The 22,087-nt window shown below is 69.3% G+C and carries 18 protein-coding genes; 6 read left to right on the top strand and 12 right to left on the bottom strand.

Annotated features, from left to right (window positions below):
* Nucleotides 1-2,220, bottom strand: coding sequence for a peptidase domain-containing ABC transporter (locus NR798_RS07145; RefSeq protein WP_375770672.1), 2,220 nt, complete (start codon nt 2,218-2,220; stop codon nt 1-3).
* A 191-nt stretch (nt 2,221-2,411) separates the two neighbouring features.
* Between NR798_RS07145 and NR798_RS07150 the strand changes: the two genes are divergently transcribed.
* Nucleotides 2,412-3,494, top strand: coding sequence for a Rieske 2Fe-2S domain-containing protein (locus NR798_RS07150; RefSeq protein ID WP_375770673.1), 1,083 nt, complete (start codon nt 2,412-2,414; stop codon nt 3,492-3,494).
* Between the two features lie 119 nt (nt 3,495-3,613).
* Entirely contained in the window at nt 3,614-4,216 is a 603-nt protein-coding gene (locus NR798_RS07155) for a DUF2378 family protein (protein ID WP_375770674.1), read from the top strand.
* A gap of 68 nt (nt 4,217-4,284) precedes the next feature.
* Here the strand turns inward: NR798_RS07155 and NR798_RS07160 are convergent, their stop codons facing one another.
* Together NR798_RS07160 and NR798_RS07165 are read right to left on the bottom strand one after the other, a co-directional pair.
* On the bottom strand, nt 4,285-5,910 hold the full coding sequence (locus tag NR798_RS07160) for a PAS domain-containing protein (protein ID WP_375770675.1): 1,626 nt from the start codon (nt 5,908-5,910) through the stop codon (nt 4,285-4,287).
* 258 nt (nt 5,911-6,168) lie between these two features.
* Nucleotides 6,169-6,501, bottom strand: a complete 333-nt coding sequence (locus NR798_RS07165) for a hypothetical protein (protein WP_375770676.1) — start codon at nt 6,499-6,501, stop codon at nt 6,169-6,171.
* Nucleotides 6,502-6,607: 106 nt separating this feature from the next.
* On the opposite strand from NR798_RS07165, the gene NR798_RS07170 reads away from it, so the two are divergent.
* The 4 genes from NR798_RS07170 (at nt 6,608) to NR798_RS07185 (ending at nt 13,351) form a co-directional block, all read left to right on the top strand.
* Nucleotides 6,608-7,207 (top strand): hypothetical protein, encoded by a 600-nt coding sequence (locus tag NR798_RS07170; RefSeq protein WP_375770677.1) that lies wholly within the window; start codon nt 6,608-6,610, stop codon nt 7,205-7,207.
* 128 nt (nt 7,208-7,335) lie between these two features.
* Nucleotides 7,336-11,802, top strand: a complete 4,467-nt coding sequence (locus NR798_RS07175) for a DEAD/DEAH box helicase (protein WP_375770678.1) — start codon at nt 7,336-7,338, stop codon at nt 11,800-11,802.
* A gap of 308 nt (nt 11,803-12,110) precedes the next feature.
* Nucleotides 12,111-12,959 carry a restriction endonuclease fold toxin-2 domain-containing protein gene (locus NR798_RS07180; protein WP_375770679.1) on the top strand — a complete coding sequence of 283 codons (849 nt, stop codon included), beginning with the start codon at nt 12,111-12,113 and terminating at the stop codon, nt 12,957-12,959.
* 14 nt (nt 12,960-12,973) lie between these two features.
* Nucleotides 12,974-13,351 (top strand): hypothetical protein, encoded by a 378-nt coding sequence (locus tag NR798_RS07185; RefSeq protein WP_375770680.1) that lies wholly within the window; start codon nt 12,974-12,976, stop codon nt 13,349-13,351.
* A gap of 16 nt (nt 13,352-13,367) precedes the next feature.
* On the opposite strand, the gene NR798_RS07190 is transcribed toward NR798_RS07185, so the two are convergent.
* The 9 genes from NR798_RS07190 to NR798_RS07230 form a co-directional block, all read right to left on the bottom strand.
* Nucleotides 13,368-13,811 (bottom strand): hypothetical protein, encoded by a 444-nt coding sequence (locus tag NR798_RS07190; protein ID WP_375770681.1) that lies wholly within the window; start codon nt 13,809-13,811, stop codon nt 13,368-13,370.
* Nucleotides 13,812-13,912: 101 nt separating this feature from the next.
* Nucleotides 13,913-15,127, bottom strand: a complete 1,215-nt coding sequence (locus tag NR798_RS07195; protein WP_375770682.1) for a PKD domain-containing protein — start codon at nt 15,125-15,127, stop codon at nt 13,913-13,915.
* Nucleotides 15,127-15,933, bottom strand: a complete 807-nt coding sequence (locus NR798_RS07200) for a hypothetical protein (protein ID WP_375770683.1) — start codon at nt 15,931-15,933, stop codon at nt 15,127-15,129. Before NR798_RS07200 ends, NR798_RS07195 begins: the two co-directional genes overlap by 1 nt.
* Nucleotides 15,934-16,089: 156 nt before the next feature.
* On the bottom strand, nt 16,090-17,844 hold the full coding sequence (locus NR798_RS07205; protein WP_375770684.1) for an ABC transporter substrate-binding protein: 1,755 nt from the start codon (nt 17,842-17,844) through the stop codon (nt 16,090-16,092).
* 34 nt (nt 17,845-17,878) lie between these two features.
* Nucleotides 17,879-18,157 carry a DUF2160 domain-containing protein gene (locus tag NR798_RS07210; protein WP_375770685.1) on the bottom strand — a complete coding sequence of 93 codons (279 nt, stop codon included), beginning with the start codon at nt 18,155-18,157 and terminating at the stop codon, nt 17,879-17,881.
* A gap of 6 nt (nt 18,158-18,163) precedes the next feature.
* A complete protein-coding gene (locus NR798_RS07215; protein WP_375770686.1) occupies nt 18,164-18,955 on the bottom strand; it encodes a carbohydrate ABC transporter permease in 792 nt (263 codons plus the stop codon).
* Nucleotides 18,952-19,830 carry a carbohydrate ABC transporter permease gene (locus NR798_RS07220; RefSeq protein ID WP_375770687.1) on the bottom strand — a complete coding sequence of 293 codons (879 nt, stop codon included), beginning with the start codon at nt 19,828-19,830 and terminating at the stop codon, nt 18,952-18,954. The genes NR798_RS07215 and NR798_RS07220 overlap by 4 nt, the downstream gene beginning before the upstream one ends.
* Nucleotides 19,827-20,915 (bottom strand): ABC transporter ATP-binding protein, encoded by a 1,089-nt coding sequence (locus tag NR798_RS07225; protein WP_375770688.1) that lies wholly within the window; start codon nt 20,913-20,915, stop codon nt 19,827-19,829. Before NR798_RS07225 ends, NR798_RS07220 begins: the two co-directional genes overlap by 4 nt.
* Entirely contained in the window at nt 20,902-22,032 is a 1,131-nt protein-coding gene (locus NR798_RS07230) for an ABC transporter ATP-binding protein (protein WP_375770689.1), read from the bottom strand. The genes NR798_RS07225 and NR798_RS07230 overlap by 14 nt, the downstream gene beginning before the upstream one ends.
* Nucleotides 22,033-22,087 lie beyond the last annotated feature (55 nt).

Here is a 22,087-nt window from a genome sequence, read left to right on the forward strand (position 1 = left end):
TCAGGAGAGGGTGGCCACCCGGGGCTCCCGCTCGGAGCCCAGCGGGGACAGCTGGCCGTCGAGCAGCTCGTAGGCCCGGGTGCAGCAGCCGAGCAGCTCGGGGTCACGGGTGATGAGGAGCAGGCTCCAGGGCGCGCCGGGGGCCAGCAGCGTCTTCAGCACGTGCTCGCGTGCCCGCGCGTCGAGGGTGTCCAGCACCTCGTCGAGGACGAGCAGGCGCGGGCGCAGCACGAGTGCACGTGCGAGGTGGAGCTGCGCCACCTGGCCGGAGGACAGGGGCCGCCCTCCGGTGGTGAGCTCCGTGTGCAGCCCCTCGGGGAGCCGGGCGAGCATCTCCCCCAGGCCGGCGGCCTCCAGCGCCCGGCGCACCGCGCTCAGCGGCAGCTCTGGCTGTCCCATCCGCACGTTGTCCACGAGCGTGCCGGCGAAGATCTCCGGCGCCTTGACGACGGCCACATCGCGGCGCAGCGAGGCGAGGGAGAGCTCCCGCAGATCGATGCCATCGAGGAGGATGCGTCCCTGGGCGGGCGCGCGCAGCCCGTAGAGCAGATCCACCAGGGTGCTCTTGCCGCCGGCGGTGGCGCCGGTGAGGGCCACCTTCTCGCCAGCGCGCACCTCGAGGCTGGCGCCGCGCAGCACGGGCTGGCCCTCGCGGTAGTGGAACGCCAGCCCCTCCAGCTTCAGGGACGCGGGCCCGGGGGCCGGCGGGACGCTCTCTCCGCGGTCCTCCTCCAGCGGCAGGTCCACGAGCTGGCCGAGCTTGTCCATGGCCGCGAGCAGATCGTAGTAGGCCTCCAGGTGCTTGCCGAACTTGGCGAAGGCGGCCACCACGGCGGTGACGATGAGCTCGGCGGCGACGAGCTGGCCCAGGGTGAGCTGGCGGTTGATGACGAGCCAGCCGCCGAGCCCGAGCAGCAGCGCGCTGGCCACGGCCTGGAGGCCGAGCGCCCCGAGGATCTGCCGGAAGAGGTACTTGAAGTGCTTGCGCCGGGCGGCGAGGTAGTCGCGGGCGAGCGCGTCGGTGCGGCGCAGGGCATGGGCGCTGCCGCCGTGCTGGCGGAAGGCGAGGGGGTGGCGCGCCAGCTCCTGGAGCCAGGCGGCCACGGCGTACTTGGCCTTGGACTCCTTGAGGCCCGCGGAGGCGGCCGAGTGTCCCCAGCCGAAGATGATGCCGGCGAGCGCCAGCAGGAGGAAGAAGTCGAAGGCGAGCAGCAGCGGGTGGTAGAAGGCGAGCATCAGCAGGCCGATGCTGGCCTGGAGCACCACCGAGAGGCCCTCGAGCAGCAGCGTGGAGCTGGCCTTCTGGACGGTGACCACGTCGAAGAAGCGGTTGACGAGCTCGGGCCCGTGCTTGCGGTCGAGCGCCTTCGCCTGGACGCGGGGCAGCCGGTGGCTGAGGTCGCTGACGACGCGGATGAAGACGCGCTGCTGGAGGAGCTCCACCACCCAGTTCTGCATGGCCCGCAGGCCGCCGGCGAACACCAGGCCGGCGAGCAGCAGGATGCTCAGCACCACCAGCGGCTGGAGCAGGGCGCCGAAGGCCACGGTGTTGACAAGCGACTGGACGGCGATGGGGGTGGTGAGGGCGAAGAGCCCGACGCCCACCGAGTACATGACCAAGGCCCGCACGTCCGCGGCCTCCAGGTGCACCAGCGCGCGCAGCCGGGCGAAGGGCGTGAGGGGCTCGTGAGGGGAGAGCTCCGCGGCGCGCAGGGCGTGGATGGGCTCGGACTCCTCGGCGAGCACCCAGGTGAGGGGCTGCGCGGCCCAGGGCGCGAGCAGGCGTGAGAGCTCCTCGCGGCTCATCCACGCCTCGCCCTGGGGGAGCAGGCTGGAGTGCACGTGCACGCGCTCGGGAGCCCACTCGGAGATCAGCAGCCAGGAGGGAGCCCCGTCCGTGAAGCACAGGGTGCCGAGCGGCCCCTGGCGGCTGCCCTGGCGGAGGACGTCCTCGGGTGAGCGCTGCAGGGTGGAGAGGGTGAGGCCGAGGACCTGCCCCGCGTGCTGGAGGCACTGGCTCCAGGACTCGGAGAGGGGGCCGGCGCACTGCCGCGAGGCATCCACGAGGGAGGCCTGGGCGGTGCCGGTGCCCGGCTGGAGGCCCGCGGTGTGGGCGAGCCCGGTGAGCAGTGGCTCGAGCAGCTCGGCGGCGGGAGTCTCTTTGTTGCCGGCGGGGCCGGTGGACGGTTGGGAAGCGGGGTCGAGGTCGCGGTCGTACATGGGATGGGGTGCCGGTCGCGGCGTCGTCTCCGAGCGGAGTTGCCCGAAGCGAGGGTATGTATAAGGATTGTATAGGCTCAGGAAAAACAGATAATTCGTCACGAATGCATAGCGAAAACCGAAGGGTGGGCCGTTCCAGGGAGGGCCACGAGGAAGCGTGCACTCCCCGGGCGGCCCATTAGACTGGGCCCATGTTTTCTTCTCGTGAGGAAGGGCGTGGCCCGGCCGCGCCGTCAGGACTCGTCTCGGTGGTCCGGCTCCCCCAGAGCTGGTTCATCCTCTGCGCCTCGCGCGAGCTGGGCCGCAAGCCGCTCGCGCGCATGCTGCAGGGCACACCGCTCGTCCTCTTCCGCAACGAGGCCGGCAAGCCCGCCGCGCTGATGGACCGCTGCCCGCACCGCAACGTGCCCCTGTCCATGGGCAAGGTGGTGGGTGGCCAGCTCCAGTGCGGCTACCACGGCTGGCGCTTCGACGCCGCGGGCCAGTGCCGCGCCATTCCCGGCCTCCTGGGCGAGCCGGAGGCGAAGTCCCGCTGCGCTGCCTCGTACGCCACGCGCGAGCAGGACGGCTTCGTCTGGGTGTACTCCACCCCCGGCGTCGAGCCCACGACCGAGCCCTACCGCTTCCCCCTGCTGGACGCGCATGGCTACAGCACCGTGCGCCGCACCCTGCGCGCGAAGGGCTCGCTGCATTCCCTGCTGGAGAACACGCTGGACGTGCCCCACACGGCGTTCCTGCACGGGGGCCTGTTCCGCACCGAGAAGAAGCGCAACGAAATCGAGGTGGTGGTGCGCCGGGGGGCGGACCGGGTGGAGGCCGAGTACATCGGGGAGCCCCGTCCGGAGGGCCTCGCCGCGAGGCTGCTGGCCCCGGGCGGCGGCGTGGTGCAGCACTTCGATCGCTTCCTGCTGCCGTCCATCGCCCAGGTGGAGTACCGCTTGGGCGACGACAGCCACGTCATCATCACCTCGGCGATGACGCCCGCGGAGGACTGGGACACGGTGGTGTACGCCGTCGTCACCTTCCGCATGCCCCTGCCGCACTGGCTGGTGAAGCCCTTCATCACCCCGGTGGCCCTGCACATCTTCGGGCAGGACGCGCGGATTCTGGAGCGCCAGACGGAGACCATCCGCCGCTTCGGCTCCGAGACGTTCGCCTCCACCGAGGTGGACGTGCTGGGCCCGCCCATCCTGCGCCTGCTGCGCCAGGCCGAGCGCGAGAAGGTGGCCACCTCGGCGGAGGTGCAGGAGACGCGGCTGAAGATGCAGGTGTAGGACACGCCTGCGCGCCAGCGGACAATCCGGGACCTTCCAGGCTCACCGAGTTTCCACCAGCGCACAGACCTGCTGGAGGGGCATGGCCGGAAGTCCGGGGGAATTGTCACCCTGCGGTCATGCTCCCCACGCTGACCACCGAGAAACTCGTCTTCGCGCAGTCCGTGGATGCCCTCTTCGTGCGCGCCCTGGGTCCGCACCTGACCCAGGAGGGGAGGCGCCGGCTGAAGGAGGTGGGGCTGAACCTGAACGAGCCGCTGCGGCCGGCCTACGGGCTGGAGCTGTGGAAGACCTTCCTGCGGGTGGCGGTGAGCGATGTCTTCCCGGCGGCCTCGCCCCAGGAGGCGTGGTGTGCCCTGGGCGAGCGCTACCTGCACGGCTTCCGGCAGACGGCGCAGGGGAGGGCGAGCATGTCGCTCGTCACGCGGCTGGGGCCCCGGCACACGCTGGAGCGCGTGCCGCACAACGTGCGGGCGGGCAACAACTTCAACGAGGTGCGGGTGGAGGAGCTGGGCACGCACGCGGCCACGCTGTGGATGAAGGACGTGGCCGCGGACAACCCCTTCTTCGCCTGTGGTTTCCTCGCCGAGACGCTGCGCGCGGCGGGGGCGGGGGACATCTCCGTGCACCCGGTGGCCTTCGATGGGACGGCGGCCACCTTCCGGCTCACCTGGACGCACGCCGCCACCCGGCCGGCCGCGGCGGGGCTGACGCGGCGCTGAGCCGGAACGGATGTCCCCTCTCCCTCTGGGAGAGGGCGAGGGTGAGGGTCTTCCCTCGGGACCGCGTACTAGCCCTCGCCCATCGCGGCACTGCCGATCAGTCCCACCTCGCCCTGCTCCTCCCGCCGGCTTTCCTCCTGCTGCACGAGGGCGGGCCGGTGTCCGGAGAGGCCTGTCTCCCCGGGGGCCGCGCGCGCGACGTTGCGCGGGGCCCGGGTGTCCGAGGCGGCCAGTGAGGCCGGGGCGCGGCCCGTCAGCTCCTCCAGCACGCCGAGGATCCGGCCGCGGCGCTCGTGGCCGGCGCTCGCCCGGGCCCGCAGCACGTGCCGCCGCTCCGAGCCGTCCGGGGCCAGCACCCGGTAGGTGAGCGACACCTCGCTCGTGCTCGTGGCGCAGCGGGCGAGCCCCTCGGTCAACGCCGTCCGGTCGTCCGGGTGGACCCGTGCGAGGAATGTCTCCAGCGGCTCCTCGGTGCCCAGCGCCTTGAGGGCGAAGAAGGCCGCGGCGCCGCGCTCCCAGCGCAGCCGCCCCTCGGGCAGCCGCAGGTCCCACAGCGTCATCGACGCGGCCGACAACGCCTCCAGCACCCGCGCCTCGTTCTGCCGCAGGGCCTCCTCCAGCAGCTTCAGGTCCGTGATGTCGCGCGAGATGCCGAAGAGGCCGAACACCACGCCCGCCTCGTCGCGCAGCACGCCCTTGGTGGACAGCCACACCCGCTTGACGGGCCCGGACTCGGACTCCTCGTAGGTGAAGGTCTGCCGGAAGGCGAGCACCTCGCGGTCGTGGGCGATGGTGGTGCGTGCCGCTTCGGAGGACCAGAGCTGCGCGTCGGTGAGGCCGATGATGGCCTCGGCGGGCCGGCCCATCAGCCGCGAGCCGGCCGCGTTGATGCGGGTGTACCGGCCCTGGAGGTCCTTGGTGTAGATGGCGTCGGTGGCGCCCTGGAGCACGGCGTTGAAGAGGGCGCTGGCGCGCCGCGCGGCCTCCGAGGCCCGGTGGTGCGCCGTCATGTCGCGCAGGTAGACGAGCACCCCGCTCTCGGAGGGCACCGCCGTCCCCTCCAGGTAGAGGGAGTTGAAGCACTCCTCGAAGTCCACGGGGGCGCCGGTGGCGAGCGCGCGTTGCACGTGGAAGCGCAGCACCGAGCCGGGCTCCTCGGCGTACTCCTGCCAGAGGTTGCGCCCCAGGAGGGCCTGGCGCCGTTTGCCCAGCAGCCGCTCGGCGGCGCGGTTGACGTAGAAGAAGCGGCACTGCCGATCCAACGCGAGGAAGGGATCCGGCATGCACTCCATGAAGGAGAGCATCCGCTCCTCGAAGGCGGCCGTCTCGCTCACGAAGCGCTCGGTGTCCGTGACGTCCGAGAGCCACACCGCGAGCAGGCCGTCCTCGACGCGCACCGCACGGGCCAGCAGCCGGCGTGCGGCGAGGCCCCGGCCCACCGCGAGCATGCCCGTGCCCGTCGCGCCGGTGGCGAGCACCCGGCCCCAGGAGCCCAGCACCTCGGCGAGCTCCGGCCGGCGCACCAGCAGCTTCCGGCCCGTCAGGTTCTCCTCGAGCAGCGTCTCGGAGGCGGGGTTGGCGTACTCGCAGACGAAGTCCTGGGGAGCCCCGGGCGCACCGCCCTCGGGGCGGAGGGCGAGGAAGCCATCCGGGTTGAGGGCCTCGAAGGCGTAGCGGCTGCTCGGGGGGTGCATGCGGGACTCCTTGAGCCCCGTACGAAAGCACGGGCCCTCCACGAGGGCGCCGTGGGGCCCCCCCTGGCCGGCTCCCGAATGGATGGGGAGCGAACAGTCCCGGAGGCCGCTGTGCGGTGCTGTACGGAGGGGCGGGCTTTGTGCAGGGTGCACACAGCGCCCTGGCTGGGGGGGCACTGCTAAAACCCTGGCTGTTCCTTCTTGAGCCGAGGTGGTGTCGTGGGCCTTTCAAGGCGACTGACGTGGCGGCCCGCACTCCTATGCGTGTTCGTGCTGCTTCTGCCCGTCCTCCCGGGCTGCAGCATCAATCAGTACCAACCCGCCCATTTCCAATTCACCACCATTGTCGAGAAAACCGAAGCGGGAGCGGATGGTTGGCGTGCCGCGTGTATACAGGCGACCGTCATCAATAAATCGACCCTGGAGCCGTATTTCTGCGAATTCGGTGTGGGAATGCCAATTGAGACCAAGAAGGATGGCTTGATGTCCGAGCCGCTTGCTCAGCGAATTGCCGCCGATTGCGCCAATCAGGCGCTGAGAGAGGTGATCGCCGCCCCCGCTTCTCCGCTTCCTGGCCTTGTCTGTACGCAATTTAGGGACACCTTTCACATGGTCCTGAATCGCGCCGTGCTTGGCTCGAGAGTGTCAGTCCGGTGTGAAGAGAAAACAAAGACCATCCGAGTTGACTTCTGAGCCCATGCCCATTTCAGCGGAAGATTTGCTGTCTATTGTCCGGCTCTACTGGCGCTCGGACCATGAGTTCGATGGCAAGCTGGAAAGGAGCCCTGAGCTGGAGAGGTTCCATGACGCGTGGGAGCAGGCGCTCAAGAAGATTGACCAGTGGCGCGTGCTCATGCGCGAACTCAGAGTGGTGTTTCCGCACCTCCATATCGGGCATGCCACGGCCACCTGTGATGCCTCTTTCAAATGTACCGTGTATACGGAACGGGAACCCGTGTCCTCGAACCAGCAGGAAGACGAGCCGCTGTCGCATTACTGGGGGGTTGTCGGCTGCCTCAGCATCCTGGCGCCTGTCTATACCGTTTACGGCTTGCAGTACGACTTCAAGGGGAAAGAGCTGATCGCCGCCAGGGTCTTTTTTGAGCCGCTTCCGCCGGAGATGCAGGCGCTCGCGGAGGTCATTGCCAGGAAGATCGAGGCGATGTTTGGGGCCGAGGCCCTTCCTCGGGAGATCGCCGAGAGCCGAATCCCGCTGATCGTGGAGCGAAAGGAGCCGCCCGAGACCACGCTCTTTCACGCGCTCTTCACGAGTGAGCCTGAAAACATCCCGATATAGCGAACTTGGGGGAGGAGCCTCGGCCCGGCTCACCGTGGCCCCACTTCCCGACGGCCGCCCACCCCCCGGGCGGGCGTGCACATTGACGCTCCCCCTAAACCGGTGTTCAGTCTGAGGGAGAGAGCGCCATGTCCCCCCAGATTGCCCTCGATTTCGTCGCCACGTCGTCCCCGCAGCCCGTGCACCCGGCCCTCGAGCCGTTCCACCCGGTGATACAGCGGTGGTTCACCGAGCGGCTCGGCGAGCCCTCGCGTCCCCAGGTGGAGGGCTGGCCCCTCATCCAGGCACAGCAGGACGTGCTGATCGCCGCGCCCACCGGCAGCGGCAAGACGCTCACGGCCTTCCTCGCGGCCCTGGACCGGCTCTTCCGCCTGGCGCTGGAGGGCCGCCTGGAGGACCGGACGCAAGTGCTGTACGTGTCGCCGCTCAAGGCGCTGGGCAACGACGTGCAGAAGAACCTGCTGCAGCCGTTGGAGGAGCTGCTGCAGCGGGCGCGGGCGGCGGGCTTCAAGCCGCAGGAGCTGCGGGTGCAGGTGCGCACGGGGGACACGTCGGCGTCCGAGCGGGCGCAGATGGTGCGCCGGCCGCCGCACATCCTCATCACCACGCCGGAGTCCATCTACCTGTACCTGACGGCGGACCGGGCGAGGGCGACGCTGCGCTCGGTGCGCACGGTCATCGTGGATGAGATCCACGCGCTGGCGCGGGACAAGCGGGGCAGCCACTTCGCGCTGTCGCTGGAGCGGTTGAAGGCGCTCACGGAGGTAAGGCCGCAGCTCATCGGCCTGTCGGCGACGCAGAAGCCGCTGGAGGCCATCGCGGGCTTCCTGACGGGGGAGCGGGCGGGGGAGTGCCGGCTGGTGCAGGTGGGACACCAGCGGCCGTGGGACCTGCGGGTGGAGATTCCGGACGCGGAGCTGGGCTCGCTGGCCACCAACGAGATGTGGGGCCAGGTGTATGACCGGCTGGTGCAGATGGCGGGGGAGCACCGCACGACGCTCGTCTTCGTGAATACGCGGAAGATGGCGGAGCGGGTGGCGCACGACCTGGGCGAGCGGCTGGGGGTGGACAAGGTCGCGGCGCACCACGGCAGCATGTCGAGGGAGATGCGGCTGTCGGCGGAGGAGCGGCTGAAGGCGGGGCAGCTCTCGGTGATGGTGGCGACGGCGTCGCTCGAGCTGGGCATCGACGTGGGCAACGTGGACCTGGTGGTGCAGCTGGGGACGACGCGCTCCATCTCGGTGCTGTTGCAGCGGGTGGGCCGCGCGGGCCACTACAAGGGAGGCATCTCGAAGGGAATCCTGATCGCGATGACGCGCGACGAGCTGATGGAGTGCGTCGGGCTGCTGAACGCGGTGCGCGAGGGGGATCTGGACGCGGTGCGGATTCCGGACAAGCCGCTGGACGTGCTGGCGCAGCAGGTGGTGGCGGCGTGCGCATGCGAGGAGTGGGACGAGCGTGCCCTCTACAGCCTGTTCCGCCGGGCGTACCCGTACCGGAACCTGACGTACGAGGAGTACGAGAAGGTGCTGGAGACGCTCTCGGAGGGCGTGTCGCTGCGGCGGGGGAGGGCGGGGGTGCACCTGCACCGGGACAGGGTGAACCAGCGGCTGAAGGCGCGCCGGGGCGTGCGGATTACGGCGCTCACGAATGGCGGGGCGATTCCGGACACGTTCACCTTCAACGTGGTGGCGGAGCCCGAGGGCAAGGTGGTGGGGACGCTGGACGAGGACTTCGCGGTGGAGTCGACGCCCGGGGACATCTTCCTGCTGGGGACGACGGCGTGGAGGATTCAGCGGGTGATGGGGGCGTCGGTGCTGGTGGAGAACGCGCACGGGCAGCCGCCGACGGTGCCCTTCTGGCGAGGCGAGGCGCCGGGCCGTACGGACGAGCTGAGCGTGCACGTGGGGAGGCTGCGCGAGGAGCTGACGGCGCGCAAGGACGCGGCGCTCTTCCTGGAGAAGGAGCTGCGGGTGCCGCCGGCGGCGGTGGACGCGCTGCTGGCATACCTGAGGGCGGGGCAGCAGGTGCTGGGGGTGGTGCCGAGCAACACGACGATCGTGGCCGAGCGCTTCTTCGACGAGGCGGGAGGGATGCAGCTCATCCTCCACGCGCCCTTCGGGAGCCGGGTGAACCGGGCGTGGGGCCTGGCGCTGCGCAAGCGCTTCTGCCGCACGTTCGACTTCGAGCTGCAGGCGGCGGCGACGGAGGACGGGCTGCTGTTGTCACTGGGTGAGCAGCACTCGTTCCCCTTGGAGGACATCTTCCAGTTCCTGAATCCGGAGAACGTGGAGGAGGTGCTGGTGCAGGCGGTGCTGCAGGTGCCGCTGTTCGGGACGCGCTTCCGGTGGAACGCGACGCGGGCGCTGTCGCTGTCGCGGTTCTCGGGGGGCAAGCGGGTGGCGCCGAACCTCCAGCGGGCGAGGAGCGAGGACCTGCTGGCGGCGGTGTTCCCGGCGCAGGTGGGGTGCCAGGACAACCACGGAGGGGCGGACGTCGAGCTGCCGGACCATCCGCTGGTGAAGCAGACGATGGAGGACTGCCTGCGCGAGGCGATGGACGTGGAGGGCCTGCGCGAGGTGCTGAGGAGGATGAAGGACGGGCGCATCAAGCTGGTGGCGAAGGACGTGCCGGAGCCGAGCCTGTTCGCGCACCAGATGGTGAACAGCCAGCCGTACACGTTCCTGGACGACGCACCGGCGGAGGAGCGGCGGGTGCGCAACGTGGTGCTGCGGCGGACGCTGCCGGCGGAGGACGCGGCGTCATTCGGGGCGCTGGACGCGGACGCCATCGAGCAGGTGGTGCGGGACGCGGCGCCGCCGATGCGGGACGAGGACGAGCTGCACGACGCCCTGTTGCAACTGGTGCTGCTGCCGGAGGCGGAGGTGCCGAAGCGCTTCGTACCGGGCCTGCTGGCCCAGCGGCGGGTGGCGTGGCTGGAGGTGGGCGGGTCGCGGTTCCTGGTGCCGGCGGAGCGGCAGAGCGCGATCCGGGCCCTCTTTCCGGAGGTGCCGTTGCAACCGGAGCTGCGGCCATTGGCGGGGGACAAGCCGGTGGAGCGGGATGCGGCGGTGCAGCAGGTGGTGCGAGGGTGGATGGAGCTGTTGGGGCCGACGACGGCGGGGGAGCTCGCCGCGCAGACGGCGCTGGACGAGTCCGAGGTCTTCCTGTCGCTGCACCAGTTGGAGGCGACGGGAGGAATCCTGAGAGGCCGTTTCCGCCCGGTCATCCCCCACACCATCAACCACCACCACCCAGAACACCAACCACAGGCCCAATCACAGACTCAACCACAGACCCAACAACAGACACATCCCCTCTCCCCTCGGGAGAGGGACGGGGTGAGGGTATCGGAGACCCCGGGTTCCACCCCGGCCGTGGTGGAGTGGTGCGATCGGCGCCTCCTCCAGCGAATCCACCGGCTCACCGTGGGACGCCTGCGCAAGGAGATCGAGCCGCTCAGTGCACAGGACTTCATGCGCTTTCTCTTCCGGTGGCACCACCTGGAAGAGCTGGACGCGCTGCGAGGGTCCACGGGCCTCTCAAAGGCCATCACCCTGTTGCAAGGCTACGAAGCGCCGGCCTCGGCCTGGGAGCGCTACCTGCTGCCCGCGCGGATGAAGGGCTACCTGGGAGACCTGTTGGAGCGGGCCTGCTACTCGGGAGAAGTGGCCTGGGGCCGCCTCACCCAAAAGGATGCGAAGCCGGTGCCCGGCCCGCGCCGGGGAGCGCCAGCCACGCCCCCCGAGCCCGAGCCCACCCGCACCCGAGCGGCGACACCGAACCGGAACGCGAGCCTGACGTTCGTGCGCCGGGAGGACCTGGACTGGATGCTCTCGGCGGCGAGGCCGAACGCGGTGCTGTCGGACGGAGGCGTGTGGGTGCCACCGGACCTGTCGGGGCCGGCGAAGGACGTGGTGGCGGTGCTGGAGCAGCGGGGGGCGTGCTTCTTCAACGATCTCTGCTCGCGCTCGAGGCGTCTGCCGGCGGAGGTGGAGGACGCGCTGTGGGAGCTGGTGGCGCGAGGCCTCGTGACGGCGGACGCGGTGCAGAACCTGCGAGTGCTGCAGAGTCCGGCGCAGCGCAAGCGGCAGAAGCTGTTGCAGCGAGGAGGACCGGGCCGCTGGAGCCTGTTGGTGCCCTCGGAGCCGAAAGCCGAGGGCGAGGTCCGTGAATCCCTGGCCCGGCTGTTCCTCCAGCGCTACGGCATCGTCTGGCGTGACCTGGTGATGCGCGAGTCATTGGCGCCCTCATGGCGCGAGCTGCTGTACGTGTACCGGCGGATGGAGGCGCGAGGCGAAATCCGCGGAGGCCGCTTCGTGGCGGGCTTCGTGGGAGAGCAGTTCGCGCTCCCGGAGGCGGTGGACGTGGCGCGAGCGGTGAGACGGCAGGCGCCCTCGGGAGTGCGGGTGCAGCTCTCGGCGGTGGACCCGCTGAACCTCACGGGCGTGGTGACGCCGGGACCGCGAGTGCCGGCCACGGTGGGCAACGTCGTCACCTACGTGGACGGAGTGCCGCAGGGCTTCGACGCGCAGGGAGACGACGAGGACTCCGAGGAGGAATCCAGTCCCGGCGAGACGGCCCAGACGAACTGACTTCAGTTCTGAGCCAGAGCTGGGTCGCATCAGGTGGAAGGTTCCTCATGAAGGGTATTGCATTCTGCTTGTGCCTGCTGCTTGCCGTGCCTGCGGCAGCGAACTCCGTGGATGCCGCCCTTTGCAGGACAACCTCCCTGCCCGTTGCAAGGATGGACAGCTCAGAGAAGCTGTGCCGGTCATTCGCTCGCGCCCTGACGGTGCTACCCGGCGCGATGACGCAGGAGGCTCGGGTCTTACTCACGCCCGAGACCCTTGCTCTGATGGGGACACTGACAGCTGCTTGGGTTGGGTCGCAGGGTGTTCCCATGGTGGGCCAGGCGGTGGACGCCGCTCTTCTGTCGCTCGGCGTCACACTCTTGATTTCCGAGACGGGAGTGCTGGGTGACTGCCTGTGGCGCTATGTGAACCTCGCCAAGGGCGCGCGGAGCGAGGCCGACCTTGACGAGGCCTCTTCGTATCTCGCGCGAGCACTCTCGATGGTGGGCATCAACGTCGTGGCCTTCATCCTGACGAAGAAGGCGATGGCGAAGGCGCCGCGGGGACCGCCCTCTTCGCCCGGGGAGCTCGCATTGCCCCAAGGGGGCCGCATCGCGGAGAGCGCCATCGGAAGGGCGTCCGCTGCGGCATCCCCGGCGTCTTCAGCCAGGGCTCCCGCGCTCCTGATGGCGGGAGGGCCGGGCAGAGAGCGCGAGCCCCCGGAGCGTGAGGTTCACCCTGCCAAGAAGCCAGATCCCGCAGCCTTCGAGGAGTGGATCCAACAGGCGGAGCGGAGGCCGCTTCCCGTCAAGCCAGAAGAGCCCTATGGCTTTCAACGCAAGCATGCTGGAGCGGAGGAGTTGTTGGTGAAAGGGGGCGGAGAGAAGGTCTGGGCGGATGGTGCTCGGGCCAGTGATGCGCACCTCATTGAGACCAAGCATGTTGAAAAGCCCGACACGAGCCCCTTTGTCATCGGCTCCACCTGCGATGATTCGATCAGGCAGCTCATCCGGAAGAAAGAAGCGAATCAGTTCTTCCGGTATGCTGCGGTCATCTTGGATCCGAAAACTCCCGTGGTAGGGCTCGAGGTGGTTGTGAATGACAGCCGTGCCGTCGCTTTTTTCGAGGCGCTGCTGCGGGAATTTCGAATTCCGGGCCGGGTAGTCGTCGGGCAGTGAAGGGGAGATGACTCGTGGATTATCTCGTCATCGTGAGGACAGGCTGGGTCTTCCTGGCGGACGAATTCAAGAGCCATTTGCATCAGCGGTGGCCCACGGTTCAGCTCGAGGAAATTCGAAATCCCGAGGACAATGACGTCTTGGCGTTCGAAGTGCCAAAGGAGAGAAGAGGGCTCTATGGCTCTCTCACCCGGGATGGGAAGGCGGTCATTTTCTCTGGAGAACTGGAGGACTGCGCTGAATTTGCGCAGTGGTGCCGTTCGCTCATCCCCGCTGACCAGGAAGTCCTCTTTTGTGACGAGGCGATGAATACGAGCCTGATTCTGGAGCCCGGCACGACTCCAGAGGAGATCTTGCAGGCCGTTGCCGCGTCCTATGAGGGAGAGCGCTGAGGGGGCGCGAGGCCGCTCAGCGCTCTCCCCCGCGGCGTGCGAGCACCACGCCCGCGGGCGACACGGCATAGGACTCGAACCAGTCCGGGAACCGGCTCCGCGCCTCGCCACACCTGTCGAACCGCTCGTCCACGGTGACGTAGTACACGTTGCGCCACATGAAGACGCGAGCATCCAGCGCCGCCGCGGGGCTCGGGCACTTGGAGAACAGCTCGCTCTCGGGACCGACCCTCTGGACGACCTCCCGGATGGCGGCACTGGCGGCCAGCGCCGCTCCACCGTCCACGGCTCCCAGGTTGGTGATGTCCGAGACGTCACGCCTGCCCGGCCACTCGATGCCCCCTCCCGCTTCGGGCTTCTTCACGGTGGCGGTGGAGGCACAACCCACGCACACCAGGGCCGACACCACCGGGAGGAGCAGGAGGTTCCAACGGGAGACATTGCCAGAAACGCGGTTCATGGGAGTCCACCTCCGTCTGGGAGATGTGCTCATCATCCGGGAAGCGCCCGCCCCGAGCATCACGCGCGGTTCTGCGCTTCATCACGATTTCATCATGAGCGCTACCGCGTGCGCGCGGGGGGCAGCGGGGACTTCGGTGCGACGTCCTCGCGCTCATAGGCGGCCCACGTCAGGACGATCGGCGCTCCTTCGCTGTTCCGGCCTCGCAGGGTGTCGACGACCGCGCGGACTCCTGGCGCCAGCTCGGACGCGGCCACGCTGACCTGCCCGGCGAAGCCGCCGAGCTCCTTGCGTGAGTCGATGGCGACGAGCTCGGTGACGGCCAGTGTCCGTGTCTCGACGCGGCCGTCGTCCCAGTGCGAGCGGCGCTCGGCCGTCTCCCAGACGATCGCGTCCGGCGAGCGGTTGTGGACCTCGAGCGTTCGCCGCCACCGTCCTGCGCCGTCGTCCCAGACCGCCTCGCCCAACTCGAGCGTCACGGGCTCGGGGGCGGGCGGTTTCGGCAACCCGCGCACCGTGATGTTCGTCGTGGTGCGCAGCGATGCTCCGTCACGCGCGTGAGCCTCGACGACCACGCGGTAGGAGCGGACCTCGCCCGGGCCGAGCTCGAGGACGGGGTACTCGTGGCGCACGCGGGGCGCGTCGGTGAGCTCGGTCGTACCGTCGCCGAAGTCCCACGCGAACCCGCCCACGGTTTCCACCGATGCGAGCGCGATGAGCTGCACGCGTTCGCGGTCCTGGTTGACCTTGACCTCGAGCGGCTGCTGCTTGTCGTCACACGCTTCGACCTGGAGCGTCAGCGTCCGCTCCGCCAGGAGGGCCACGCGCTTGCGCTCCAGCGAGCGGACCACCTGGAAGCGGACCTCGTGCGAGCCCGGCGCGTCCGGCGTCCAGCGCGCCGCCGTCCCGGGCTCGAGGGCGAGACCATTCGGCGTCGTCCAGAGGAAGCGTCCGACCACCGGCTCGGTCGCGCCTTCGAACCGCGCCCGCAGCCAGACGGGCCGGCCGGCGCAAAGGCGCACCTCGTCGGCCTCGAGTTGGAGGATGCGGATGTTCGACGCGAGCGGCACGAGCTCCTCGTCGAGCGCGGCGGCAATCGACGCGAGATCGAGCGCGCCACGCGCCGTCGCGCCCGGAGTGACGGTTGGCGGCGCTGGGCGGTGCCGCACGTCCGCTGGCACAGGTGCGGCTGCTGGCGCGCGTGTGGCCGCTGGCGTCTCCTCGTGCCGCTCGCCCGAGGGAGCGCGCGTCACGAGGAAGACGACGAGGGCCGCCGCGAGGACGGCCGCCGCGCTCCATGCAGCCCACCGGCGCATCAGTAGCCGAAGTCCTGCATGTGGTTGTAGTAGGAGCCCGCGCAGCCGCCGTGGTCAGCGGAGTAGCCAGCGCGCTGCCATCCACAGAACCCCTTGTTCACGTCCCAATACCACTCGTAGGCGCTGCCGCCCTGCTCGACGGAGATGAGCTGGCCCCAGCTCTGGCCGATGTTCCGGTCCGAGGTCGGCGTCTTCCAGTAGTCGTAATCGCAGTTCTCCAGGCCGCCGCAGGCGTTGTCGCACTGGCTGTCGCTCGCGTAGTTGGCGTGCTTGTTCTCCGAGGCGAACACCGAGGCCCAGCCGCGATAGTTGCCGTCCCAGAGGATCTGCGAGTAGTGGTACCACTGCGACGCATCGCACGTGGCCTTGCGGTGCGCGGACATGTACACCCAGTCCGCGACCCACGTGGAGCCGGACAGGTGGGCCTCGATGATGACGAACTCCGAGTCACCGTCGTGCTTGCCGGCCCCGAAGAGCTCCCCACCGTCCTTGTAGAAGGAGTGCAGGTACGCGATCGACACGGTCTTCGACGCGTAGTCCACGCTCTTCACGGCGAAGTGCGGCCACCACCCGTCGGTGTCCTCACCGTTGTCGAACCACACCGTGGGCGCGAACCAGTTGGCGAGTGCCTGCTCACAGGACTGGTTCAGCCCGTCGCCGTCGGTGTCATTGCCGGAGTACCAGCAGTTCGTGTCCCAGCCGACCTGGGCGGTGGTGAAGCCCTCGGCCGACGCACGGCCGGAAGTGATGCACAGCACGAGGAGCGCGAGCCAGGACGCGCTCGTGATGCGGAATCGGTTGGCCATGTCGAGCCTCCTTGAGAATGAATGACGGAGGCCGGCCGATTACGACAATTCAGCTAGGTTCGCAAGAACCGAGAAAATGGTGAAAGCTGCTTTTCGCGGAGTGAATGGGGAGCGCACACGCTCAGCGGGTGCGCGCTCCCGGTACGACACACCGCGCTACTTCACGCGGTTTTCCTTCCAGGCCTGGAGGAGCTGCTCATAGGGCACGGTCTCGCCCTTGGGCTTCTCGTTGGCGAGCTTCGCGTGGGGAGCGCCGGGCGCGTCGAGCCACTCCTTGGGCTCCTTCTTCGGGTTGAGCTTGGGCGGGCAGTTCTGCATGCCCGCGCGCTCCAGGCGGCCGAGCACGTCGTCCATCTGCTCGGCCAGCGAGTCCATGGCCTGCTGCGGCGTCTTCTCGCCCTCGACGGCCAGGCTGATGTTCTGCCACCACAGCTGCGCGAGCTTCGGGTAGTCCGGCACGTTGGTGCCGGTGGGCGTCCACGCCACGCGCGCCGGGCTCCGGTAGAACTCCACCAGGCCGCCGTAGCGGTCCGCCACCTTCGTCACGTGCTCGGAGCGGATGTCCGAGTCACGGATGGGCGTCAGGCCCACGAGGAACTTCTTCAGGGACGTGGTCTTGGCCACCGTGAACTGCGCGTACAGCCACGCGGCCTTGCGCCTCTCCAGCGGGGTGCTCTTGAGCATCGTCCACGAGCCGGTGTCCTGGTAGCCGAGCTTCATGCCCTCCTGCCAATAGGGGCCGTGCGGCGAGGGCGCCATGCGCCACTTGGGCGAGCCGTCCGCGTTCACCACCGGCAGCCCCGGCTTGCTCAGCGCCGCGGTGAAGCCCGTGTACCAGAAGATCTGCTGTGCCACGTTGCCCTGGCCGGGAACCGGGCCCGCCTCGGAGAACGTCATGCCGGCGGCCTGGGGCGGCGCGTACTTCTTCAGCCAGTCGATGTACTTGGTGAGCGCGTACACCGCGGCCGGACCGTTCGTCTCGCCGCCGCGCGCCACCGTGGCGCCCGCGGGGTTGCAGCCCTCGACGCGGATGCCCCACTCGTCCACCGGCTTGCCGTTGGGCAGGCCCTTGTCGCCCACGCCCGCCATGGACAGCCACGCGTCCGTGAAGCGCCAGCCCAGGGACGGGTCCTTCTTGCCGTAGTCCATGTGGCCGTACACCCGGACGCCGTCGAGCTTCTTCACGTCGTTGGTGAAGAACTCGGCGATGTCCTCGTAGGCGGACCAGTTCACCGGCACGCCCAGCTCGTAGCCGTACTTCTTCTTGAAGCGCTCGCGCAGCTCCGGCCGGCTGAACCAGTCCTGGCGGAACCAGTACAGGTTGGCGAACTGCTGGTCCGGCAACTGGTACAGCTTGCCGTCCGGGCCGGTGACGAAGCTCTTGCCCATGAAGTCGTCGATGTCGAGCGTGGGCAGCGTCACGTCCTTGCCCTCGCCCGCCATGAAGTCCGACAGCGGCACCACGTGCCCGTAGCGCACGTGGGTGCCAATCAGATCGCTGTCATTCACATACATGTCATAGATGCTGCGGCCCGACTGCATCTGGGTCTGCAGCTTCTCGATGACATCGCCTTCCTGGATGAGGTCGTGCTTGACCTTGATGCCCGTGATCTCCTCGAAGGCCTTGGCCATCGTCTTGGCCTCGTAGTCGTGCGTGTCGATCGTCTCCGAGACCACGTTGATGGTCTGCCCGCGGTAGGGGGCGGCGGCCTCGCGGAACCACTTCAGCTCCGCGAGCTGCTGCTCACGGGAGAGGGTGCTCGGCTGGAACTCCTGGTCCACCCACTTCTCGGCGGCTTTCTCCAGCGCGGCCAGGTCTACCTGCTGAGGCTGCGCGGTGGCGGCGGGCTTGCCGCCCTCCTCCGGCTTCGACTCCTTCTTGCACCCGACGACGGGGACTGCCAAGGCCAAGGCCAGCGTCCATCTCAACGCGTTCTTCAACGGGTTACCCCCAGCGAGCAATGAAGATCATGAACAGCAACGACAGACCTGAAGCGAACCAGACAGACACATCCGTCAACCCCACCCAGGCGAGGTGGATGAAGGCGCTGCCCATGAGCCCGACGAAGAGGCGGTCTCCGCGGGTGGTGGCCATGGGCAGCAGGCCCCGGCGGGGCAGGGAAGGGGAGCGGATTCCCCAGACGGTATAGGCGGTGAGCAGCAGCACGATGACCACGAAGAAGCCGGCCGTCGGAGCGGTCCAGGCCATCCATTCCAGGTCCATGGCGGCTCACACCCTTCCCAGGGCGAAGCCCTTGGCGATGTAGTTGCGCACGAAGTAGATGACGACCGCGCCCGGCACGAGCGTCAGCACGCCTGCGGCGGCGAGCAGGCCCCAGTCCATGCCGGCGGCGCTCACCGTGCGCGTCATGGTGGCGACGATGGGTTTGGCGTCCACGGAGGTGAGCGTGCGCGCCAGCAGCAGCTCCACCCAGCTGAACATGAAGCAGAAGAACGCCGTCACGCCCACGCCCGAGCGGATGAGGGGCAGGAAGATGCGCACGAAGAAGCGGGGGAAGCTGTACCCGTCGATGTACGCGGTCTCGTCGATTTCGCGCGGCACGCCGGACATGAAGCCCTCCAGAATCCACACCGACAGCGGCACGGTGAAGAGCATGTGCGCGAAGGCCACGGCCCAGGGCGTGTCGAACAGGCCGATGCTCGAGTAGAGCTGGAAGAAGGGCAGGAGGAAGACGGCCGGGGGCGACATGCGGTTGCTCAGCAGCCAGAAGAAGAGGTGCGAGTCGCCGAGGAAGCGGTAGCGCGAGAAGGCATAGGCCGCGGGCAGCGCCAGCAGCACGGAGAGCACGGTGTTGATGCCCACGTACGTGAGCGAGTTGAGGTAGCCGTCGCTCCAGGCCGGGTCGGTGAAGATGGTGACGTAGTTGGCCAGCGTGGGATTCCGGGGCCAAGGGGTGAAGCCCCCCAGGATCTCCTCGTTCGTCTTCAACGACATGCCCACCAGCCAGTAGATGGGGACGAAGCTCAGCAGCAGGTAGAGGGGCACGGCGAGGCGTCTCATCGCGCCTCCTTGGAGCCCGTCTTGGAGCCCGTCATGGCGGTATAGAAGACGTAGCTGAACAGCAGGATGACCAGGAAGTAGACGAGCGAGAAGGCCGCCGCCGGGCCCAGGTCGAACTGGCCCACCGCGAGCCGCGTGAGGTACTGGCTCAGGAAGGTGGTGGCGTTGCCGGGCCCGCCGCCGGTGAGGACGAAGGGCTCGGTGTAGATCATGAAGCTGTCCATGAAGCGCAGCAGCACGGCGATGGTGAGCACGCCGCGCAGCCGGGGCAGCTGGATGAAGCGGAACGTGGCCCAGGCCGAGGCGCCGTCGATGCGGGCCGCCTGGTAGTAGGCCTCGGGGATGGCGCGCAGGCCCGCGTAGCAGAGCAGGGCCACCAGCGGCGTCCAATGCCAGACGTCCATGAGCAGCACCGTGAGCCAGGCATCCAGCGCGTTGGACGTGTAGTTGTAGGAGAAGCCGAGCGCGTTGATGGCCACGCCGAAGAGGCCGATGTCCCCGCGGGCGAAGAGCTGCCAGATGGTGCCCACCACGTTGAAGGGGATGAGCAGGGGCAGGCCCAGCAGCACCAGGCACACGGAGGCGGCGCGGCCCTCCTTGGGCAGCACCAGCGCCAGCGCCACGCCGAGCGGAATCTCCAGGGCCAGCACCGCCAGCGAGAAGCCGAGCTGCCGCCGCAGCGCCCCGTGCAGCTCGGGGTCCCTCATCACCTTGCGGAACCACTCCGTGCCCACGAAGACCCGCTGCTCCGGCCCGAGGATGTCCTGCACCGAGTAGTTCACCACCGTCATCAACGGGATGATGGCGCTGAAGGCGACGGCCACCAGCACGGGCAGCACCAGCAGCCAGGCGCGCTGATTCGTGGGTTTGCTCATGGGATGGCCCGGCCTCCGGCGTACAGCGTCGTCCAGCGGGGCGGCAGCTCCAGCCAGCACGTCTCACCCGGCGCGAGCCGCTCCTCCTCGGGCAGCCGCACCTTGAGGGCCTGCGCCCCCAGCCGCGCGGTGGCCAGCTTGTGCCGCCCCAGGTCCTCCACCTGCGTCACCTCGACGCGCACCGAGGATGGCGTGCCCTCGGGTACGCGCCGGAGGAACTCGGGGCGGATGCCGAGCCGCGGCTCGCCCCCCGCGGACCGCGCCCGCGTGCACACGCCCGCGTCCAGCGCCAGCCGCTGCCCCTCCACCACCACCGCGTCCTCCTCCACCGTGCACGCCAGCAGGTTCATCCCCGGGCTGCCGATGAAGTAGCCGACGAAGGTGTCCGCCGGGCGCTCGAACAGCTCCTGCGGCGTGCCCACCTGCACCACGCGCCCCTGGTTCATCACCACCACCCGGTCCGCGAGCGTCAGCGCCTCCACCTGGTCGTGCGTCACGTACACGAGCGTCATCTTCAGCTGCTCGTGCACCTGCTTCAGCTTGCGCCGCAGCAGCCACTTCACGTGCGGGTCGATGACCGTCAGGGGCTCGTCCAGGAGGATGGCCGCCACGTCCCGGCGCACCAGGCCCCGGCCCAGGGAAATCCGCTGGCGCAGGTCCGCGGACAGCCCGCTGGCCCTCGTGCGCAGGTCCGCGGTGAGCTCCAGCAGCTCCGCCACCTCCTCCACCCGTGCCCGCGTCTCGCTGGCCCCCAGCCCCCGGTTGCGCAGCGGGAAGGCGAGGTTCTCGGAGACGCTCATCGTGTCGTAGATGACCGGGAACTGGAACACCTGGGCGATGTTGCGCCGCTGCGGCGGGGCCGCGGTGACGTCCACGCCGTCGAAGAGCACCTGCCCCCGGGTGGGCCGCAGCAGGCCGGAGATGATGTTGAGCAGCGTCGTCTTCCCGCACCCGGAGGGCCCCAGCAGCGCGTAGGCGCCGCCGTCCTCCCAGACCAGCTCCAGGGGACGCAGCGCGTAGTCCTGCTCGGTCGCGGGCGCGGGCACGTAGGCGTGGGCGATGCCGCGGAGCTCAATCCTGGCCATGCGTGGGCCCTTCGGAGGAGAGAGGGGAGGTGAAGGGCGGGGCGGCCACGAGCTGGCCCTCGGGGCTGAAGACGAACATCCGGGAGGGCGGGACGAACAGCTCCAGCGGCGCGCCATACGGGTGCCGGTGCACGCCCTCCACCTGCGCGGTGAGCGCGAGCCCGCCGTGCGCCGCGTGTACGAGCGTCTCGGAGCCGCTCACCTCCTCCACCTCCACGTGCGCGGGGATGCGCACGTCCTCGGGGCCTCCGGGTGCGAGCCGCACGTGGTGGGCGCGGACTCCCAGCCGGTAGCGGCCGGGCGCGAGGCCCCGCAGGTGTCCGGACAGCGGGAAGGCCACCTCGGGGGAGAGGCGCGCTCCCGCCTCCGGGGACAGCTCGGCGTCCCAGAGGTTCATCTGCGGGTCGCTGAAGATCTGGCCCACGCGCTCGGTGGCGGGGGACTGGTACACCTCCAGCGTCCGGCCCGTCTGCAGCAGGCGGCCCTCGTGGAGCACCGTGGTGCGTCCGCCGAGCAGCAGCGCCTCGGTGGGCTCGGTGGTGGCGTACACCACGACGGCGGGGCGGTTGCGGAAGAGCTGGCGGATTTCCGTGCGCAGCTCCTCGCGCAGCTTGTAGTCGAGGTTGGCCAGGGGCTCGTCCAGCAGCAGCAGCGAGGCGTCCTTGGCCAGCGCGCGCGCCATGGCGGTGCGCTGCTGTTGTCCGCCGCTCAGCTCCGCGGGGAGCCGCTCCAGGTAGGGCTCCAGGCGGAGCGCGGCGGCCGTCTCCCGCACGCGCCGGTCCAGCTCCTGCCCTCGTAGCTTCCCCGCCAGCCGCAGCGGCGAGGCGATGTTCTCGTAGACGGTGAGCGAGGGGTAGTTGACGAACTGCTGGTACACCATGGCCACGTTGCGGTGGCGCACGTCCACGCGCGTCACGTCGGCCCCGTCCGCCCGGAGCGTCCCCGTGGTGGGCTTGTCCAGCCCGGCCATGAGGCGCAGCAGCGACGTCTTCCCCGCGCGGGTGCGGCCCAGCAGGATGTGGAAGGAGCCGGGCTCGAGCTTCAGGTTGATGTCCGCGAGGTGGGTCTCTCCCTCCACCACGCGCGTGACGTTCTCCAGCTCGATGCCGTGCCTCACCCGGTGTGTCCCCTCGCTGCGCTACGCCGTGAGTGACCGCGGGCGCATCGTAGGG

Source organism: Archangium gephyra, from assembly GCF_042230915.1.
GTDB classification, from domain to species: Bacteria; Myxococcota; Myxococcia; order Myxococcales; family Myxococcaceae; genus Archangium; species Archangium gephyra_B.

What these genes read in the sequence shown, in the direction of transcription:
- NR798_RS07145 (WP_375770672.1), bottom strand. Translation starts at nt 2,220, where the DNA reads ATGTACGACCGCGACCTCGACCCCGCTTCCCAACCGTCCACCGGCCCC.
- NR798_RS07150 (WP_375770673.1), top strand. Translation starts at nt 2,412, where the DNA reads ATGTTTTCTTCTCGTGAGGAAGGGCGTGGCCCGGCCGCGCCGTCAGGA.
- NR798_RS07155 (WP_375770674.1), top strand. Translation starts at nt 3,614, where the DNA reads ATGCTCCCCACGCTGACCACCGAGAAACTCGTCTTCGCGCAGTCCGTG.
- NR798_RS07160 (WP_375770675.1), bottom strand. Translation starts at nt 5,910, where the DNA reads ATGCACCCCCCGAGCAGCCGCTACGCCTTCGAGGCCCTCAACCCGGAT.
- NR798_RS07170 (WP_375770677.1), top strand. Translation starts at nt 6,608, where the DNA reads ATGCCCATTTCAGCGGAAGATTTGCTGTCTATTGTCCGGCTCTACTGG.
- NR798_RS07175 (WP_375770678.1), top strand. Translation starts at nt 7,336, where the DNA reads ATGTCCCCCCAGATTGCCCTCGATTTCGTCGCCACGTCGTCCCCGCAG.
- NR798_RS07180 (WP_375770679.1), top strand. Translation starts at nt 12,111, where the DNA reads ATGGTGGGCCAGGCGGTGGACGCCGCTCTTCTGTCGCTCGGCGTCACA.
- NR798_RS07190 (WP_375770681.1), bottom strand. Translation starts at nt 13,811, where the DNA reads ATGAACCGCGTTTCTGGCAATGTCTCCCGTTGGAACCTCCTGCTCCTC.
- NR798_RS07195 (WP_375770682.1), bottom strand. Translation starts at nt 15,127, where the DNA reads ATGCGCCGGTGGGCTGCATGGAGCGCGGCGGCCGTCCTCGCGGCGGCC.
- NR798_RS07200 (WP_375770683.1), bottom strand. Translation starts at nt 15,933, where the DNA reads ATGGCCAACCGATTCCGCATCACGAGCGCGTCCTGGCTCGCGCTCCTC.
- NR798_RS07210 (WP_375770685.1), bottom strand. Translation starts at nt 18,157, where the DNA reads ATGGACCTGGAATGGATGGCCTGGACCGCTCCGACGGCCGGCTTCTTC.
- NR798_RS07215 (WP_375770686.1), bottom strand. Translation starts at nt 18,955, where the DNA reads ATGAGACGCCTCGCCGTGCCCCTCTACCTGCTGCTGAGCTTCGTCCCC.
- NR798_RS07220 (WP_375770687.1), bottom strand. Translation starts at nt 19,830, where the DNA reads ATGAGCAAACCCACGAATCAGCGCGCCTGGCTGCTGGTGCTGCCCGTG.
- NR798_RS07225 (WP_375770688.1), bottom strand. Translation starts at nt 20,915, where the DNA reads ATGGCCAGGATTGAGCTCCGCGGCATCGCCCACGCCTACGTGCCCGCG.